Origin of the sequence: Litoreibacter albidus, from assembly GCF_900107015.1 — a bacterium.
In the GTDB taxonomy this organism is placed as follows: domain Bacteria; phylum Pseudomonadota; class Alphaproteobacteria; order Rhodobacterales; family Rhodobacteraceae; genus Litoreibacter; species Litoreibacter albidus.
Map to the genome: position 1 here is coordinate 243939 of NZ_FNOI01000002.1, position 17099 is coordinate 261037.

At 61.9% G+C, this 17099-nt stretch carries 17 protein-coding genes and 1 riboswitch; of the genes, 8 read left to right on the forward strand and 9 right to left on the reverse strand.

What is annotated here, in order from left to right:
• Positions 1–25 precede the first annotated feature (25 nt).
• The 7 genes from cobM to BLW66_RS06255 are packed head-to-tail and all read right to left on the reverse strand — an operon-like array spanning position 26 to position 6590.
• Complete coding sequence (gene cobM, locus BLW66_RS06225) at positions 26–796, reverse strand: precorrin-4 C(11)-methyltransferase (protein ID WP_089946154.1); 771 nt, start codon at positions 794–796, stop codon at positions 26–28.
• A complete protein-coding gene (gene cobJ, locus BLW66_RS06230; protein WP_089946156.1) occupies positions 793–2604 on the reverse strand; it encodes a precorrin-3B C(17)-methyltransferase in 1812 nt (603 codons plus the stop codon). Before cobJ ends, cobM begins: the two co-directional genes overlap by 4 nt.
• Positions 2595–3296: a precorrin-2 C(20)-methyltransferase gene (cobI, locus tag BLW66_RS06235; protein WP_089946158.1), complete on the reverse strand. Its 702-nt coding sequence runs from the start codon at positions 3294–3296 to the stop codon at positions 2595–2597. The genes cobJ and cobI overlap by 10 nt, the downstream gene beginning before the upstream one ends.
• Entirely contained in the window at positions 3293–4495 is a 1203-nt protein-coding gene (gene cbiE / locus BLW66_RS06240) for a precorrin-6y C5,15-methyltransferase (decarboxylating) subunit CbiE (protein ID WP_089946160.1), read from the reverse strand. Before cbiE ends, cobI begins: the two co-directional genes overlap by 4 nt.
• Entirely contained in the window at positions 4492–5130 is a 639-nt protein-coding gene (locus BLW66_RS06245) for a precorrin-8X methylmutase (protein ID WP_089946163.1), read from the reverse strand. Before BLW66_RS06245 ends, cbiE begins: the two co-directional genes overlap by 4 nt.
• A gap of 3 nt (positions 5131–5133) precedes the next feature.
• Entirely contained in the window at positions 5134–6372 is a 1239-nt protein-coding gene (locus tag BLW66_RS06250; protein ID WP_089946165.1) for a sirohydrochlorin chelatase, read from the reverse strand.
• The gene (locus BLW66_RS06255; protein ID WP_089946702.1) at positions 6369–6590 is read right to left on the reverse strand and encodes a DUF6732 family protein; all 222 of its coding nucleotides are present in this window, start codon (positions 6588–6590) and stop codon (positions 6369–6371) included. Before BLW66_RS06255 ends, BLW66_RS06250 begins: the two co-directional genes overlap by 4 nt.
• 298 nt (positions 6591–6888) lie before the next feature.
• Between BLW66_RS06255 and BLW66_RS06260 the strand changes: the two genes are divergently transcribed.
• Positions 6889–7839 (forward strand): glutathione S-transferase family protein, encoded by a 951-nt coding sequence (locus BLW66_RS06260; protein WP_089946703.1) that lies wholly within the window; start codon positions 6889–6891, stop codon positions 7837–7839.
• 3 nt (positions 7840–7842) lie between these two features.
• Here the strand turns inward: BLW66_RS06260 and BLW66_RS06265 are convergent, their stop codons facing one another.
• Positions 7843–8205 carry a response regulator gene (locus BLW66_RS06265; protein ID WP_089946167.1) on the reverse strand — a complete coding sequence of 121 codons (363 nt, stop codon included), beginning with the start codon at positions 8203–8205 and terminating at the stop codon, positions 7843–7845.
• A gap of 237 nt (positions 8206–8442) precedes the next feature.
• On the opposite strand from BLW66_RS06265, the gene BLW66_RS06270 reads away from it, so the two are divergent.
• From BLW66_RS06270 to BLW66_RS06290, 5 genes are all read left to right on the forward strand, one after another.
• Positions 8443–8817 (forward strand): DUF1636 family protein, encoded by a 375-nt coding sequence (locus BLW66_RS06270; RefSeq protein ID WP_089946169.1) that lies wholly within the window; start codon positions 8443–8445, stop codon positions 8815–8817.
• Positions 8810–9745: a threonine-phosphate decarboxylase gene (locus tag BLW66_RS06275; RefSeq protein WP_089946172.1), complete on the forward strand. Its 936-nt coding sequence runs from the start codon at positions 8810–8812 to the stop codon at positions 9743–9745. The genes BLW66_RS06270 and BLW66_RS06275 overlap by 8 nt, the downstream gene beginning before the upstream one ends.
• Positions 9742–10641 carry an adenosylcobinamide-phosphate synthase CbiB gene (cbiB, locus tag BLW66_RS06280; protein WP_089946173.1) on the forward strand — a complete coding sequence of 300 codons (900 nt, stop codon included), beginning with the start codon at positions 9742–9744 and terminating at the stop codon, positions 10639–10641. Before BLW66_RS06275 ends, cbiB begins: the two co-directional genes overlap by 4 nt.
• A 32-nt stretch (positions 10642–10673) precedes the next feature.
• Positions 10674–11837 carry a lytic murein transglycosylase gene (locus BLW66_RS06285; RefSeq protein ID WP_089946175.1) on the forward strand — a complete coding sequence of 388 codons (1164 nt, stop codon included), beginning with the start codon at positions 10674–10676 and terminating at the stop codon, positions 11835–11837.
• An 80-nt stretch (positions 11838–11917) separates the two neighbouring features.
• The gene (locus tag BLW66_RS06290) at positions 11918–12247 is read left to right on the forward strand and encodes an H-NS histone family protein (RefSeq protein ID WP_089946177.1); all 330 of its coding nucleotides are present in this window, start codon (positions 11918–11920) and stop codon (positions 12245–12247) included.
• A gap of 69 nt (positions 12248–12316) precedes the next feature.
• Here the strand turns inward: BLW66_RS06290 and smc are convergent, their stop codons facing one another.
• Positions 12317–15772 (reverse strand): chromosome segregation protein SMC, encoded by a 3456-nt coding sequence (gene smc, locus BLW66_RS06295; RefSeq protein ID WP_089946180.1) that lies wholly within the window; start codon positions 15770–15772, stop codon positions 12317–12319.
• Positions 15773–15965: 193 nt separating this feature from the next.
• A riboswitch (cobalamin riboswitch) is annotated at positions 15966–16183 on the forward strand.
• A 34-nt stretch (positions 16184–16217) separates the two neighbouring features.
• On the opposite strand from smc, the gene BLW66_RS06300 reads away from it, so the two are divergent.
• Both BLW66_RS06300 and BLW66_RS06305 read left to right on the forward strand, forming a co-directional pair.
• On the forward strand, positions 16218–16406 hold the full coding sequence (locus BLW66_RS06300; RefSeq protein WP_089946182.1) for a CbtB domain-containing protein: 189 nt from the start codon (positions 16218–16220) through the stop codon (positions 16404–16406).
• 3 nt (positions 16407–16409) lie between these two features.
• A complete protein-coding gene (locus BLW66_RS06305; protein WP_089946184.1) occupies positions 16410–17096 on the forward strand; it encodes a CbtA family protein in 687 nt (228 codons plus the stop codon).
• Positions 17097–17099 lie beyond the last annotated feature (3 nt).

Below are 17099 nucleotides of genomic sequence, written 5' to 3' on the forward strand. Positions count from 1 at the left end.
TTAACATCAAGTTTTTAGGACAGTTTTATGAAGCTTTCACTTTCGGGCGCAGAACATGCGGCGTCTCGGGATCGTAAAGCGCGCTGTCGCGGAAGTCTTTCACCTCGGCCAAAGCGGGGCCGACGAGGATCAGCGCGGTGCGGGTGATCTTCTCCGCACGGACCTTCTCGCGGATGTCTTTCAAGGTGCCACGAAGATACAATTCATCCGGCCAAGAGGCGCGGTAGGCCACGATCACGGGGCAGTCTTCGCCGTAGTAAGGGATCAACTGGCGCTCTATCTCGCGCAGCGCACGGATGCCCAGATGGATCGCCAAAGTGGCCCCCGTGCGGGCGAAGTTTTCCAGCGTTTCCCCTGCGGGCATGGAGGTCGATTTCATCGACATGCGGGTCAGCACGATGGATTGCGCGATCTCCGGCACGGTTAGCTCCTGCCCCAAGGCGGCAGCAGCGGCGGCGTAGGCGGGCACACCGGGGATGATTTCGTATGGGATGCCTTCGGCTTTCAAGCGGCGGATCTGCTCCGCGATTGCGCCGTAAAGCGACGGATCACCGGAATGGACGCGGGCCACGTCTTGACCCTTGGCGTGGGCCGCGACGATTTCCGCGTGGGTGTCATCCAAGGTCATCGGCGCGGTGTCCATAACACGCGCATCTTCAGGCGCGCCCGCGACGACTTGCTCCGGCACCAGCGAGCCCGCGTAGAGGCAGACGGGGCAGCGCGCGATGGTTTTCTGCGCCTTCAAGGTCAGGAGTTCAGGATCACCGGGCCCTGCACCAATAAAGTAAACGGTCATTCTGAAGTCCCTGTTTTGGCCAAGTCGCCATCAATTTTGCGCGCATAGCCGCGCGGGGTGTACATGCGGGGGCCTTCGCCCAGTTGCGCCAGTTTGGAGTTGCTGGAGCCGATGAGCACGACGGTCAGCATGTCGACCTCATCGACCTCCAATGCGTCCAAACGGCGGTAGCGCACATGTTCTTCGGGGCGGCCCAAAGACGACGCCAGCATAACCGGCGTGTCGGCGGGGCGGTGCTGCAAAAGGATGTCGCGTGCCTCCGCCAGAAGCGTGCGGCGGCGCATGGAAACGGGGTTGTAGAAGGCGATCACGAAGTCGCCTTCAGCGGCGGCGTGCAGGCGTTTGACGATGTCCTCGCGCGGGGTCAGAAGATCCGACAAAGAGATGGCGCAGAAATCATGGCCCAAGGGCGCACCCGCGCGGGCAGCGGCGCCTTGCAAGGCGGACACGCCAGGGGTGGAGACAACCTCCACGCGGCGGGCGGCATCACTGACGCCAAGCTCTTCGGCGCTGCGGTCCAGCAGTTCAAACACCAGCGCGCCCATCGCGTAGATGCCCGCATCGCCGGAGCAGATGAGCGCCACATTGCGCCCCTCGCCTGCGCGTTCCAGCGCGTAACGGCAACGGTCTTCTTCGCCACCGAGCGGGAAATCGGAGCGCTGTTTGCCGTAGCCCAGCGGGCCAAGCAGGTCGATATAAAGGCCGTAGCCCACGAGTTCTTCGGCCTCGTTCACCAGTTGGGAGGCTTCGGGCGTGCGCCAAGAATGCTGCCCCGGACCGATGCCGATGATCGACAGCTTGCCGCGCGCGCGACCGCGCAATTCGGTGATAGGCTGCGGGGCCAAAGCAACGGCGCAGGTGGCGTTCTTGGTTTTCTGTTTCGGGGCTATGAGCTTGCCCTCCGCGCCAGCGCCCGCCAGGGCGGCGGCTTCGGAAACGCCGTGGGTGCCGACCTCCGCGAACACCACATCGGACGGGTTTTCTAGGCGGGGGGTCTCAGATTCCAGCGCGGCGGCATCAAAGACGCGCACGGGGATATCAAAGGCGCGGGACAGGGCGTGGACGGCGGGTTCATCCGCCTTGAGGTCGAGCGTATAGATCGCCTTGAGCGCGGCGGGCGCGATGTTGGCGTCACTTAGGGTTTTCATAACCAGATCGTGCAATTCTTCCGGCGCACAGTTGCGCGCACAGCCGACGCCCAGCGTGACTTGCTGGGGGTGAAACACAAGGTCCGCCGTGGCCGGCGCGGTGGTGCAGGCGATGGTGACGGCGTCACCTTTGGGCAGGTCTGCCAGCCAAGGCGCGTTGCCTATCACGGTGGCACCCGCGCCGGACAAAAGCTTGGCCATGACGTCTTTGGCGTTCTCGGGGTTGGCGAGGCGGTAGCCCAATGGCGGCTCGTCCAGTGCGACGCCCAACGCGACGTCGCCTGCGGTGGTGACGGCGGCGGTGGCGTCCATCGCCTTGGCGATTAGCGCCGCCATGCGGTTCGCCCCGCGGTGGCCACCCAGCAACGGCACAATCACCGCCCCGTCGTCGGAGACGGAGAGCACGGGTGGTTCAGTGGTTTTATCGGCCAGCACGGGGGCCACGGCGCGGATCAGGATGCCCGAGGCGCAGACGCCGACAACCGGCGTGCCTGCTTGGAACAACAGGCGCGTGTGATCAAGCGCGTTGGCGAAGAACACATCGGCCTGATCGACGCGATCCTCGCGCCCGTGAACGGGGGCATCCAGCAGTCTAGCGATGCGGTGCGCGGTGGCCTCCCCCGCGCGGTTGAGGCACAGGACGACGGGTTTTACAGCCATGGATCGGCCCCTTTGGTCAACAGAATTATAGAAAAATACGGGGCCTGTTCAGGCGCTTGGGACAATGGCAGCACCACCTCTTCGGGCAGGGTCGCGCGCTCCACATACATGGCCTGATCCGTCAGGCCCAGATCATCAATCACGGCGCGGATCTTTGGCAAATGCCGCCCGACCTTCATGATGACGACGCTTTCAGCGCCTTCAATACGTGTGCGCAGCTCTGCCTCCGGCAATGGGCCGGGCAGGATCGTCAGGCGCTCATTGCGGGCGGCCAGCGGCATCGCGGCACGGGCGGCGCAGGCGGTGACGGAGGTGACGCCAGGGATGATCTCGACGTCATGCGCCGCCGTCAGGCGGGCGTGCAGATACATGAAAGAGCCGTAAAAGAACGGATCGCCCTCGCACAGGCACACGACATCTTCGCCAGCGGCCAGAATAGCGGCGATTTCTGCGGCACCGGTGTCATAGGCGTCTTGAGCGGGTTGGCGTTCGGTGCTCATGGGGACATCCATGCGGATTTCGCGTGTGCCCTCGCGGATCAGCCCCGCCGCAATCGCGCGCGCGAAACTGTCACCGCCTGCCAGCGTCGGGTAGGCGATGGTTGTCGCGGTTTCGATCAGCCGCGCGGCTTTGATGGTGATTAGCTCAGGATCACCGGGGCCAAGGCCGACACCGTAGAGTGTGCCGCTCATCGCTTCACCAAGCTCCACTGCGTGACGGTCATGGAGGGACGCCAGCCGGTTAGGCGGCCCACGGGTTCCGCCCGCTGCACGCTGATTTTCACCAAGTCGCCGCCGTACTTCTTGTGCAAGCCGATCAAGATCGCCTCGCTTTCCAACGTCACGGCATTGGCCACCAAACGGCCCAACGGGCGCAGCTTGTCCCACGCGATGTCGAAGACTTCCTCGCTGAGGCCGCCGCCGATGAAAATGGCGTCAGGCGCGTCGAGCCCTTGCAGGGCTGCGGGGACTTGGCCGTCGATCAGCTCCAGCTTTGGCGCACCGAGGGCCAGCGCGTTTTCTGCCGCCATTGCGCGGCGGTCGGCACGGGGTTCAATGCCGGTGGCGCGGGCGTAGCGGGCCGCGCGCATCCATTCGATAGCGACAGAGCCTGAACCGGTGCCGATATCCCAAAGCAGCGCCCCGCGCATCGGCATCAGTTTGGCCACGGTCGCGGCGCGAACCTCTTGCTTGGTCATGGTGCCGTCGGATTGAAACAGATCGTCGCCCAACCCCGGAACACGCGGCAAAAGCGCGGCGTTGGGGGCCGCGATACATTGCACGGCGAGGGTGTTGAACGCGGGAACCTCATGTGCCCAATCGGCGGCGGTGCCGTCGAAACGTTGCTCTTTGTCGCCCCCCATGGAGGCCAGCACGGTCATCTGCGATTTGCCGAAGCCGCGTTCCGTCAGGAATTGCGCGATTTGCGCCGGCGTTTCTGCGCCAGTGGTCAGAATGATCAGGCGCTGGTCAGGCTGGATGAAGGCTACCATCTGATGCACGGGGCGACCATGCACGGTGAGGGTTTCGACATCCGCAAGGCTCCAGCCCATGCGGGCCGCCGTCAGTTGGAAGGCGGAGAGTTGCGGGTGGTAGACGATTTCCGAGGGATCAATGGAGCGCCCGATGCGCGCGCCGACGGAGAACCAAAGCGGATCGCCCGTGGCCAGCACGACGACGCGTTTCCCACGGTAGCTTTCGAGGGTCTCGATCAGCGCGTTAAAAGGCGATGGCCACGCCACGCGGGTGGCAGTGACGCTCTCGGACAGCTGATGATGACGATCACCGCCGATGATCACTTCGGCGGTTTCAACAACGGTGCGGGTGACAGGGGTGAGGCCGCCCATGCCGTCCTCACCGATACCCACGATATGGAGCCATTTATCGTTCACGATTGCACCTCCGGCAGACCAGCGGCAAGGGCATTGACCGCCGCCGACGCGATGGCGGAGCCACCCTTACGCCCGCGCAGTGCCACGAATTCGCAGCCACGCGGATTGGCCGCAAGCTCCGCCTTGGATTCAGCCGCGCCGACGAAGCCTACGGGGAAACCAAGGATCACGGCGGGTTTGGGGAAGCCTTTGTCGATCAGATCGAGCAAGTGAAACAGCGCCGTCGGGGCGTTGCCGATGGCGACCACTGCGCCCGCGATATGCGGCTCCCACAGCTCCACGGCGGCGGCGGATCGGGTGTTGCCGATCTGCCGGGCGCGGTCCGGCGTGCTGGGATCGTTGAGGGTCACAATGACCTCGTTATCGCTTGGCAGGTAGCGCCGGATAATTCCCGCCCCGACCATCTCGCAATCGCACAGGATCGGCTTGCCAGCTGCTAGCGCGTGATGACCCGCGAAATAAGCGTCATCGGTAAAGGCCAGACGGTCCGCGATTTCCACCATGCCGCAGGCGTGGATCACGCGGATGGCAAGGCGGTCCAGACCGTTTGGGAAACGGTCCAGATTGGCCTCCGCGCGGACGGTGGCAAAGCTTTGCGCGTAGATCGCGGAGGGGTCTTTCTCATAAGGGCGCATAAGCTAGATTTTCGCCTTCCGCGCCGATTCCGGTCCATGCGGATGCATGGCGTGGGGGTACGGGGCGTGGTGGTGATCATGCCCGTGGTCGTGGTCATGATGATGGTGGTGGTGGTGCCCGTGATCATGTGCGTGGTCATGCGCATGGTCGTGGTGATGATGGTGGTGGTGGTGGCCCGGCAATTCCAGACGGCACATGCCGGTGCAGAAGGTATCGCACAGATCGCAGTCCTCGACGTTGGAGCCGGGGGCGTTGGCGCCTTGGCCCTCCACGTGGTGGTGATGCGATTCCTGCACCGCGCCGACCTCACCTTCAAAGCCCAAAACCTGCACACGGTATTTGCACAGCACGCAGGTGGGCGGCGGCACGTCGCCGAAGGCGGGGTGGTCTTTGGGGGCAATGGTTTGGACCTCTTGGCCCTCAATCGCGAGAACTTGGGTGCGGTACTGACAGACGCCGCAGTTTGGCGGCGGGGTGCTGCCCATCTGTTCCTTGATACGCTCCGCGAAGGTTTCGAGCACCTGCGCGTGATCGTTCAGGTAGCCCGCTTTGACGAATTCGATATCCGGATGCTGCGTCGCGACTTGGTCGGTGAAGCCATAGATGCGGTCAATCAGGATGCCGGTGAACAAGAAGTAGGGGAACACCACGATGCGTTTATAGCCCAGCTTGGCCGCGTGGGTCAGGCAGGGCTCCACCAGTGGGAAGGTAACGCCGGAGTAGCCTACCTCGACCCAGCCAAAGCCCATGCCTTCGTGCAGCATCCGCGCAATTTTCGACACGTTGCCGTTCGCGTCCGGGTCGGAGGCCCCGCGCCCGATGACGACAAGGCAGGTTTCTTCGTTCGGGACATGCTTCACCGCGTTGGCGGCATCCACGGCCTGTTGGATACGTGCACCAGCGGCGGCGATCATCTTCGGGTCAACGCCCAACTCGCGGCCATAGCTGATGTCCACGCCATGCTTCGCGGCGTAGGTGTTGAGCACGGTCGGGATGTCGTTCTTGGAGTGCATCGCGGCGAAAAGCATCCCCGGAACGGCCAAAATCTTGTCGCAGCCCTGCGCGCGCAGCTTGTCCAAGCCGTCGCGGATCACAGGGTTTGCGAACTCAAGGTAGCCGTATTCGACAGGCCATTCGGGCGGCAGGTAGTCGGGCAATTTTTCGGCCAGAACAGAAAACTGGTCGACCGCCGCCTGAGAGCGCGATCCGTGGCCGCAAATCATCACACCGACTTTGCTCATGCGGTTTCCTCTTCGGTGTCGTCTTGGGCTTCGACCTCGGTCTGGTCTTTGCGCTTCTTGCCCTTCAGCACACCCCAGATGGACACCGCCAAAGCCGCGCCCAAGGCCGCGCCCGCAACCCAGTGATCGTGGCCCGCATATTCGCCGACATGGCCCACGTGGGCCGACGCAGGAGCCGCCAGAAGCAGCAAGGTTAAGGTGAAGAGTTTCCGTGTCATAGCAGCGCCTTTCATCCAAACTTCCATAGGTGGAGAGATTGGGGCAACTGCCCGCACCTTGACGATGCAGCCGGTGGATCCCCTATCTGGGTCGATCCGAAGGCCGCCAACCTCTCTGGGCAAAAGCCCTCGTCGTGACTCGCAGGTATATGGGCAGGGACGCGATGCCGCAATGGGGGGAAGCGGCGCGACAGCGACCAAAACCGGCCCATGCGCAGTTTCTGTGCACCTGCGCGAGGTGACGCATACGACTTTAGCCCATAGCTGTGGACCGAACGCAGCCAAGGAGGATGAAGGTTTGGGTCAGTTGGTAAACGGTGTTTGGCACGACACATGGTATGATACAAAATCGACAGGCGGCGCGTTCAAACGGTCCACCGCGGCCTTTCGCAACTGGATCACGCCAGACGGCGACTTCCCGCCGGAAGCGGGGCGATACCACCTCTATGTGTCCCACGCGTGCCCTTGGGCGCACCGTGCGCTGATCTTCCGCAAGCTGAAGGGCCTGGAAAGCCTGATCGACGTCTCGGTTGTCCATCCCGACATGTTGGGCGACGGCTGGAGCTTTGAGACAGACGACCACGGCGCCACCGGCGACCGGCTCTATGGGCTGCCTTTTGCCCGCGACATTTACCTGAAAGCAGACCCGTCAATTTCCGGCCGCGTCACAGTGCCCATTCTATGGGACACCAAGCGCGAGACGATCGTGAGTAACGAATCCTCGGAAATCATCCGCATGTTCAACTCCGCCTTTGATGGCCTGACAGGCAACACGGATGACTTCTGGCCCGAAGCCCTGCGCGACGCGATAGAGCCGATAAACGAACGGATTTACACGACGGTGAACAACGGCGTCTACAAGGCCGGTTTCGCCACGACGCAATCCGCCTATGACGCGGCGGTGGGTCCGTTGTTCGACAGCTTGGACTGGCTGGAGGCGCATCTGGGCGAAAACCGCTACCTGATGGGCGACACCGTGACGGAGGCGGATTGGCGGCTTTTCACCACCTTGGTGCGCTTTGATCTGGTGTATCACCTGCACTTCAAGTGCAACCGCAAGCGGATCATCGACTACCCCAACCTGTGGGCCTACACCCGTGAGCTGTACCAATGGGACGGCGTGGCGGAGACCGTGAACTTCAACCACATCGTGCGCCACTACCATTACAGCCACGAGACGATTAACCCGAACCGCATCATCCCCACCAACCCCGTCCTGGATTGGCACGAACCCCACGGGCGGGGCTAATCGCTACCGCGCGTGATACTCGACCAAGGCGGCAAGGTCCGACGGCTGCGTGTTCGGCGGCACCATCGCACATGCGTTCGGCATGTAGCGAAAGATGGAGCCATCCGAGAAGAAGCTATCGCTTGTCACGCACACCACCTTCGCATTCGGGCGACGGTAGCTGGCGTAATCGGCGATAGCTGACGCATCACCCGAGCGCGGGTGAAGGTCCAAGTTTATAACCAAAACGTCGAAATCCTGCTGTCGCAGCAAGGCTTCCGCGTCCTTTTGACAATGCACCAGCGCAACTTCACACCCAAGCCGACCAACATGGTCCGCCCAGAGCTGCCCTAGACCACTGCCATTTTCGACAATGAGAATATCCATATGTTTCTCCGACCATGACCGCACACAGGCCGGTACACTTCCCGTTACTGATACTTATTACTGATACTAATTTAGTGTTTTTGGTCCCTGAGCTGGGGACACCTGACTTGTGCACCCAGATACCCTAACGAAAGGTTAACAAACTGGCGGTCATTCAAAACGAATGACCTGCTTCTTGCGTCTTTGGCCATTTTCCGCTTGATGGGCGTCTAAATAGATGAGGCACGAGACACACGCATGACCACATGGATCACCATCTGCGACACCTGCAAACGTGACGATTGGGAGGCCCGCGCCCCCGGCGTGACCGACGGCGAAACCTTTGCGGACCTGATAGAAGCCGCCGCAGAAGGCACCGCAGATGTGCGCACCCGCAGGCATTCCTGCCTGATGGGCTGCGCGCGCGGCTGCAACGTAGCCATCCAAGGGCCGGGCAAGCTGAACTACACGGTGGGCGAGTTTGACCCATCCGTGGAGGCCGCCGAAGCCGTCGTGGAATACGCCAGCCTGCACGCCCAAAGCGAAACCGGCCAAGTGCCTTACAAACAGTGGCCGCAAGCCATCAAGGGCCACTTCGCGACCCGCCACCCGCCCTTACCCTCCGATGACTGAGAACCCGCGCGATCACGGCGGCGGGCTGGACGCTGCTGCCGCATGTTACGGCGGCATGCGCGGCGACTGGCTGGACCTGTCGACCGGCATTAACCCCGTGCCCTACCCCGTGGGCGAAATCACCCAAAACGCTTGGACCGCCCTGCCCGACCGCGCCGCCCACGACCGCCTGATCCATGCGGCGCGGGCGTTTTGGCATGTGCCTGAGGGGGCGGAGATCGTTCCGGCCCACGGCGCATCGGCCCTGATCGCGGCCATGCCCCATGTGCTGCGTGCTCAGTCCGTTGCCATACCTACCCCGACGTACAATGAGCACGCCGCCGCGTTCCGCGCCCAAGGGGTTCCCGTCTTGGACGGCGCTGCGGACCTGCGGGTTCTGGTCCACCCCAACAACCCCGACGGCAAACTCTGGGACGCCGGTGACCTGCGCGGCCCAGCGGTGATTGATGAGAGCTTTTGCGACGTCTGCCCCGCGCAAAGTCACGTTGATCTGGCGAGCCGTGGCGACACGGTGGTCATGAAAAGCTTTGGCAAGTTCTGGGGTCTTGCAGGGCTGCGCCTTGGCTTTGCTATCACCACGCCGGATATCGCCGCGAAAATCCGCGTAGAGATCGGCCCGTGGGCCGCATCGGGGCCCGCGCTGGAAATCGGTGCCCGCGCCTTGCGCGACACCGCTTGGGCGGACGCCACCCGCGCGCGCCTGACGACAGATGCGGCGCGGCTGGATGCGCTTATGGCCAAAGCTGGTGCCAAGGTCGTTGGCGGCACCACGCTGTTTCGCCTTTATGACGTGGGCGACGCTGCGCTGTGGCAGGACAGGCTGGCCAAGGGCCACGTGTGGTCGCGCATCTTTCCCTACTCTGACCGCTGGTTGCGCCTTGGGCTGCCCGCCCCGCACCAATGGGCGCAGCTGGAAGCGGCGCTATGAATGTCGCGCTTGCCATGCTGCTGGATGCCCTGCTGGGCGAGCCGAAGTGGCTTTGGGACCGCGTCCCGCATCCCGCCGTTCTGATCGGGCGCGCGATTTCCTATCTGGAGGTCCGCCTGAACAGTGGCAAGGATCGCCGCGCCAAAGGCATGTTGCTGGTGGCGGGGCTAACCTTGGGTGCATGGATCATCGGCGCGATTTTTGCGGGCCTTGGCCCTATCGCGGAAATTCTGATCGGGGCCGTCTTGATTGCGCAGCGGTCCTTGGCCGACCATGTGGCCGACGTGTCCCGTGCGCTGCGCCTGAGCCTTGGCGACGGGCGCATGATGGTGGCGCGCATCGTCGGGCGCGACGTCAAGGCGCTGGACCGGTCCGGCGTTGCACGTGGCGCAATCGAGAGCTCCGCCGAAAACCTGAGTGACGGCGTTGTGGCCCCTGTCTTCTGGTTTGCGCTGCTCGGCCTACCAGGACTGCTGACCTACAAGGCGATCAACACCGCAGACAGCATGATCGGCTACCGCACGCCCCGCTACGAGGCGTTTGGCTGGGCTGCCGCGCGCTTGGACGATTTGGTCAACTGGCCCGCTGCTCGCCTGACGGCCATATTAATTGCAGCCGCGCACCTGCGCCCAGACGCGATGCGCCTTGCGGCCCGCGACGCGGCTTTGCACCGGTCGCCCAACGCGGGCTGGCCGGAGGCCGCTATGGCCAGCGTGTTGGGTGTCGCCCTGTCGGGACCGCGCAGCTACGACGGCCAAATGCGCGACGAGCCGTATGTAAATCCTGAGGGTCGACGCGATGTCGGCCCCGATGACATCGACGCCGCAGTGTCGGGTTTGTGGCGCACATGGGCGCTCACGCTTGTGTTCGTTGTCCTCTGGGGGGTGATTGCATAGGTTGGCCTCGGAATAATGCCTCGGAGATCAAAATGCGCCACCTTGCCCTTGCCCTGACCCTATGCCTCGCTTCGCCTGCGGCCCATGCTGCGTGCGGCGGAAGTTGGGGCGATTTTATCGGTGGCTTGAAAAACGAGGCCGTCGCGAAAGGCCATTCCGCAGCCACCGTCGACCGCTTTTTTGCATCCGCCCGCCAAGACCCAAAAGTGTTGAAGGCCGACAGATCGCAAGGCGTCTTCAAACGCGACTTCATTGATTTTTCGCGCCGCGTCATTTCCAAATCCCGCATTAACAAAGGTCGTGCGAATGCAAAAAAATACGCCTCCGTCTTTGCAAAAGCGGAGCGTGAATACGGCGTTCCGGCGGGTGTGTTGCTGGCGTTTTGGGCACTTGAGACAGATTACGGCGCGGTTCAGGGGGATTTCAACACGCTGAACGCCCTGCTTACCCTAAGCCATGATTGCCGCCGCCCAGAGTTATTTCGCCCGCAAATTTTTGCCGCACTTGAGTTATTCGAGCGTGGAAATTTTGACCCGAAAACGACCCAGGGCGCATGGGCGGGTGAAATTGGAATGGTCCAAATGCTGCCTGAAGATATCATCGCCAACGGCGTTGATGGCGACGGAGATGGCAAAGTTAGCCTAAAAACCTCCGCGCCAGATGCGCTTTTGTCGGGCGCAAAAATGCTGCAATCCTTGGGTTGGAACGCGGGGGAGCCTTGGCTGCAAGAAGTTCAAGTGCCCGAAAAAATGGATTGGTCCAAGACCGGATTAAACACCACGCTGTCAGTTCAGGAGTGGGCCGCCATGGGGGTTCGTGCGCGTGCAGGGAGCTTTGAAGGCGGAGCGGGTTCGATCCTTTTGCCGATGGGCAAAGATGGCCCAGCGTTTCTGGCCTATCCGAATTTTCAAACCTATTTTGAGTGGAACCAAAGTTTTGTCTACGTGACCACTGCCGCCTATTTTGCCACCCGCCTTTCCGGCGCGCCGGTTTACGACGCGGGGAACCCAAGCCCGAGCCTATCGGATGCCAACATGAAATTACTGCAAAAGAAATTGGCAGCACGCGGGCATGACGTTGGAAAAATAGACGGCATTTTAGGATCTGGCACCCGCGCGGCCGTGCAAGCAGAGCAGAAACGCCTTGGTTTCGCGGCAGATGCGTGGCCAACGCTGGCGCTGTTAAAAAAGCTCTAGTGCATGATTTCCTTGGTTTTGACAAAATAATGTTCTAACAAGCTTCCCATTCACATAGCTGGGGAGCTAAATATAACACTATGGCAAAAGTCGATCTGAAATCACTGTCATTGGCAGAACTGAAATCTCTGAAACTTCGCGTCGAAAAAGCAATCGATCGCCACGACAAGAAGCAAAAAACGCAAGCGCTTGCGGCTATAAAAGCCAAGGCCAAGGAGTTGGGTTTTTCACTGGATGAATTGACGGGCAAAGCCACGTCGGAGCCTAAAGCAGCAGCGAAAAAGCCTGCGAAAGCCGCGTATCGTCACCCCGATGACGCCAGCAAAACATGGGCTGGCCGCGGCGCGCGCCCGCTGTGGCTGAAGGATGCTTTGGCTTCCGGCAAGACATTGGAAGACTTTAAAGTCTAGGCCGATCACATTAGGGATTTAAGGCGCATGCGTTCATCGTATGCGCCTTTTTTGTTTCTCTAAGAATGATCAGGCAACCAGCTGCTCGGCTTTTTTCAGGTCCACGGAAACCAGCTGCGATACGCCTAATTCCGCCATTGTAACCCCGAACAAACGGTCCATGCGCGCCATCGTCACAGCGTGGTGGGTGATGATCAAAAAGCGGGTATCGGTGCGGCGGGCCATTTCGTCCAAGAGGTCACAAAAACGCGTGACGTTGGCATCGTCCAACGGCGCGTCAACCTCGTCGAGCACACAAATAGGTGCTGGGTTCGCAAGGAACACCGCAAAAATAAGTGCCAATGCGGTCAACGTTTGCTCCCCACCCGAGAGCAACGAAAGTGTCGACAATTTCTTGCCCGGCGGCATGCACATAATTTCCAGACCGGCTTCCAACGGATCGTCGCTTTCGACCATAACCAGCTTTGCTTCGCCGCCGCCAAACAGGTGCTTGAAGAGCGTGGCGAAACTGGTGTTCACCTCTTCAAACGCAGTTAACAGACGTTCGCGGCCTTCTTTGTTCAAAGACGCAATGCCGGTGCGCAGCGCGGATATCGCGGCTTCCAGGTCGCGCTTTTCATTGGCCAGCGTGTCATGTTCTTCGGCGACTTCTTTGGCGTCTTCCTCGGCCCGCAGGTTGACCGCGCCCAATGCATCGCGTTGCCGTTTCAGCCGGTTCACGTCAGCCTCAATTTTATCGGACGGCGGCATGTCCTCGGGGTTGGTATCCAAGGTTTCGAGTAGTGCTTGCGGCGTGGTTTCCACCTCTTCCTGAATGCGGTCCACGGCGTAGGTCACGGTCTCTTTTGCGGCTTCGGCGCGGGCCTCGGCGCGGGCGCGGGCTTCGCGGGCCTCGGAGGCTTCGCGCTCCGCGTCGCGCTCAGTTTGCAACCCTTCGCGTAGCGCCGTTTCGGATTCGACCAAGTTGTCGGCCGCTATCTTGCGGCGCTCCTCCGCCTCTTCGATTGCGGCGCCTAATTCATCGCGTTTAGCGGCCAGTTCGGCTGGCGCTGCCGAGGCATCTTTCAGCTCGACCTCTGACGTCGCCTTGCGCTCTTCCAGCTCACCAATGCGTTTTTCAGCGGTTTCCAGACGGTACTTCCAGCCGCTGATTTCGGTGGTGATTTCTTGGCTCCGCTTGGTGCGGGCTTCGCCCTCGCGGCGCAATTCGTCGTGCGAAGACCGCTTGGCCAGCATGGTCATGCGGGAGGCTTCGACGGTCATCTTGACGTCTTCGACCTCGGCACGCGCCGATTCCAGATCCCCCAGATCGGCCACGCCTTTGTCCGCCTCGCGCAGGCGTTCGCGGGCCGCCATCGCCTCTTCCTCGTAGCGGGTCACGGCCAATTCCAAGCTTTCGACGCGTCCGGTGGCGATCGACTTCTCGCCCTCCGCGCGGGACACGGCGCGCGAGGCATCCGCCATCGCGCGGTCGGCATTTTTGCGGGCCTCGCGGGCGTCGCGGTCGGCTTGGGCTGCTTGGGCCAGCTCATCGGTGAGCATTTCATGGGCCTGACGGGCCCCATCGGCGCGGGCGGTAGCCCCTTCCAAGGCTTGCTTCAGCTCCTCAAGACGGTTGAGCTGTTGCAGGCGCATCGCGGCGGCGGAGGGCGCATCATCGGCGCCGGTGCGAAAGCCGTCCCACCGCCAGACATCGCCCTCGACAGAGACCAAGCGCTGCCCTGGCAGCAGATCAGGTTGCAGGCGGTTGCCTGCGTCCGCGTCGACCAAACCGACCTGCGACATGCGGCGCGCCAGCACATCGGGGATCGTCACGTAGGTGGTCAGCGGGTTGACGCCATCCGGCAAGCGCTGCGGCTGATCGTACGGCGCGAGCTTTGCCCAACCTGTGATCTCATCGTCTTCGATTTGCGGCGCGCGCAGGTCATCGGCCAAGGCCGCGCCCAGTGCTTTCTCGTAACCCGCCTTGACTTGCACAACGTCGAGAAGCTGGCCTTGCTCCGACGTGTCGCGGTCCACCAGACGGGACAGTGCGGTGGCCTCCGCACGCAGGGCGTTGGCCTCGCCTTCCGCCTCGGAGCGCTGCGAGCGGGCGTCGCTTTCGCGGTTCTGTGCATCGGAACGGGCGATCTCTGCGGCACTCAGGTCAGCGTCAGATTTCTCCACCTGAACAGAGGCTTGCGACAGCGCGGTTTGGGCAGCGATCAAAGCGGTGTCGGCGTTGGTTGCGGTGGCTTGCGCATGGTCGACGGAAGCGCGGGCCTTCGTTGCCTCATCCTCGTAGCGCTGCAACGTTTTGGCGGCGTCTTCACGCAGGCGGTGCGCCGACTGGTGACGCGCGGCAAGACGCGCCACGTCTTCGGTGTGCTCCGCCAACTGGGTTTCGCGGTCTTGCAAAACGGTCGCTGCCTCGCGGGCCTGCGTCGCGGCGGCGTCGAGTTTTTCAACATGCCCTTCGGAGGCTTTGGCGATCTCGCGCGCCTCCCACTCAAGCCGCTCAATGGTTTCGCCCGCATCGCGGTTCAGCGCCGTTTCACGCTCTATATCGCGCGCCAACTGGTCGATGCGCGACGTCAGGGTATCAATCGTTTGCTGCGCTTGGCGTTCTTGATCCGCCAGCGTATCGCGCTGCACTTGCAAGCGCTGCAAAATGGCGGCGGCGACGGCTTCTTCCTCACGCAGCGGCGGCAGGGCGTCTTCCATGCCTTGGCGCAGTTTTGCCACTTCGCGCACCTGCGCTTCGGCGGCAGCGGCCAGCTTGGTGCGCTCTGTCAGTATCTGACTGGCGGCGAGGTTCGCCTCTTCCGCCTCTTTCCAACGACGGTAGAGCAACATGCCCTCGGACTTGCGCAACTCCTCCCCGATTTCGCGGTAGCGGGCGGCTTGGCGCGCTTGGCGGGCCAGTTGCGCCAGTTGCGTAGCGAGTTGTTCAATCACGTCATCAACCCGCGACAGGTTGGTTTCGGCACCGTTCAGTTTCAGTTCCGCCTCGTGACGACGCTGGTACAGGCCGGAGATGCCAGCCGCCTCTTCCAGAATACGGCGGCGGGCTTTGGGGCGGGCGTTGATCAGTTCGGAGATTTGACCCTGCCGCACAAGCGCGGGGGAATGGGCACCGGTGGAGGCATCTGCGAACAGCATTTGCACGTCGCGCGCCCGTACGTCCTTGCCGTTGGTTTTATAAGCTGAGCCCGCGTCGCGCGTGATGCGGCGGATGATTTCAAGCGTATCCAGATCGTTGAAACCCGCGGGCGCCAACCGTTCGGAGTTGTCGATATGCAAGGACACTTCGGCGAAGTTGCGGGCGGGGCGCGATGACGCCCCCGCGAAGATCACATCCTCCATGCCGGAGCCGCGCATCGACTTGGCGCGGTTCTCCCCCATGACCCAGCGCAGGGCCTCCAGCAAGTTGGATTTGCCGCAGCCGTTTGGCCCCACAACACCCGTTAGCCCGTCCGCAATCACCAGCTCTGTGGGGTCCACAAAGCTTTTGAAGCCGTTCAGTCTGAGTTTAGAGAAGCGCAATGCGGGCCTCGCGGGAATCGGGGTTTAGTGGGCTATTGTTTGAACCCTGCCCCACCGAGTCAACGCCAAACCACTGCATATGGCCGGATTTGCAGGGTTATCCCCAAGATGTTGCGGGTTTTCGCTTATATCGCGGTGCCGCGAAATGCACGTGGCCTGTCGGAATGGACCTTGACCCGCAAGCCACCCATGAAGCATTGTTGCCAAGCATGGTTCCCCGCGACGTGCAAAGCACAGTGGGGAAAAATGGGAATTCGGTAAGTGTGACCCAATTAGGGACGCAAATCCGAAGCCGCCCCCGCGACTGTATGCGGTGAGCACCCTGCCAACCGAGCCACTGGAGAAATCTGGGAAGGCGGCAGGATGCATCGACCCGCGAGCCAGGAGACCAGCCATGCGTCGTGAAACCCCTCCCGTCGGGTGTGACGGGGCAAGGAGATAAAGAATGAACGATCAAGTTAAAGTCGCAGCAATTGCGCAAAAATCCGACGCAGCAGACCAAGGCCTTCTGGGCATCATCGGCGCAGTTATGCTGGGCGCAGTTTTGTTGTTCTCCGCTGGCTTCGCACAAGCGACCGTCATGCACGACAGCTCCCACGATATGCGCCACGCCATGGCGTTTCCCTGCCACTAAGCCATGCTTAAACATATTTTGACCAGCGCGGTGTTCGCTGGGATCGTGGCGGGGCTCTTCGCGGCGATCATTAACCTGTGGGCTGTCATTCCAATGGTGATGGAAGGCGAGCTTTACGAATCTGGTGAACGGACCCACTTCGCGGTGGACGGTTCCCCCCAATCTGACGCTGGCAGCCCCTCGATCCTAGAGGATCCGGCGCGTCACATCATGCCTGCGGCCTTTAGCGTCGTGGTCTTTACCGGCTATGCCTTCTTCTTGGTCGCGGCCTTCGCCTTGGCAGAACGTTACGGGCACAAAACCACCGTACGTTCAGGGGTGATCTGGGGGCTTTGCGGCTTCATCGCGTTCCAGCTTGCCCCTGCGATGGGCATGCCGCCGCAATTGCCCGCCACACCGGGCCCCGAGGTTGTGCCACGCCAGCTTTGGTGGGCCATGACGGTGATATTCACCGCCAGCGCGCTTGGCTTGATCGCCTTCGGGCGCGGGGTGTTGCCGATTGCCGTAGCCGTGGTGTTGCTGTTTGCGCCCCACATCATCGGTGCCCCCCGCCTTGATACTTACTTCGGCTTTGCCGCGCCCGAACTGGCCGCACATTTCGCTGGCGCATCTCTGGCCGCAACCGCTTTGACTTGGACCACCCTCGGCCTGTGCTGCGCGTGGTTCTGGACGAAGCTGAAACAGGATTAACTT

Excerpts from the sequence above, each read along its gene's own strand:
- BLW66_RS06270 (WP_089946169.1), top strand. The coding sequence starts at position 8,443 with ATGACCACATGGATCACCATCTGCGACACCTGCAAACGTGACGATTGG.
- BLW66_RS06250 (WP_089946165.1), bottom strand. The coding sequence starts at position 6,372 with ATGAGCAAAGTCGGTGTGATGATTTGCGGCCACGGATCGCGCTCTCAG.
- BLW66_RS06290 (WP_089946177.1), top strand. The coding sequence starts at position 11,918 with ATGGCAAAAGTCGATCTGAAATCACTGTCATTGGCAGAACTGAAATCT.
- BLW66_RS06305 (WP_089946184.1), top strand. The coding sequence starts at position 16,410 with ATGCTTAAACATATTTTGACCAGCGCGGTGTTCGCTGGGATCGTGGCG.
- cobM (WP_089946154.1), bottom strand. The coding sequence starts at position 796 with ATGACCGTTTACTTTATTGGTGCAGGGCCCGGTGATCCTGAACTCCTG.
- cbiB (WP_089946173.1), top strand. The coding sequence starts at position 9,742 with ATGAATGTCGCGCTTGCCATGCTGCTGGATGCCCTGCTGGGCGAGCCG.
- BLW66_RS06265 (WP_089946167.1), bottom strand. The coding sequence starts at position 8,205 with ATGGATATTCTCATTGTCGAAAATGGCAGTGGTCTAGGGCAGCTCTGG.
- cobJ (WP_089946156.1), bottom strand. The coding sequence starts at position 2,604 with ATGGCTGTAAAACCCGTCGTCCTGTGCCTCAACCGCGCGGGGGAGGCC.
- BLW66_RS06285 (WP_089946175.1), top strand. The coding sequence starts at position 10,674 with ATGCGCCACCTTGCCCTTGCCCTGACCCTATGCCTCGCTTCGCCTGCG.
- cobI (WP_089946158.1), bottom strand. The coding sequence starts at position 3,296 with ATGAGCGGCACACTCTACGGTGTCGGCCTTGGCCCCGGTGATCCTGAG.
- BLW66_RS06300 (WP_089946182.1), top strand. The coding sequence starts at position 16,218 with ATGAACGATCAAGTTAAAGTCGCAGCAATTGCGCAAAAATCCGACGCA.
- BLW66_RS06275 (WP_089946172.1), top strand. The coding sequence starts at position 8,810 with ATGACTGAGAACCCGCGCGATCACGGCGGCGGGCTGGACGCTGCTGCC.
- BLW66_RS06255 (WP_089946702.1), bottom strand. The coding sequence starts at position 6,590 with ATGACACGGAAACTCTTCACCTTAACCTTGCTGCTTCTGGCGGCTCCT.
- BLW66_RS06245 (WP_089946163.1), bottom strand. The coding sequence starts at position 5,130 with ATGCGCCCTTATGAGAAAGACCCCTCCGCGATCTACGCGCAAAGCTTT.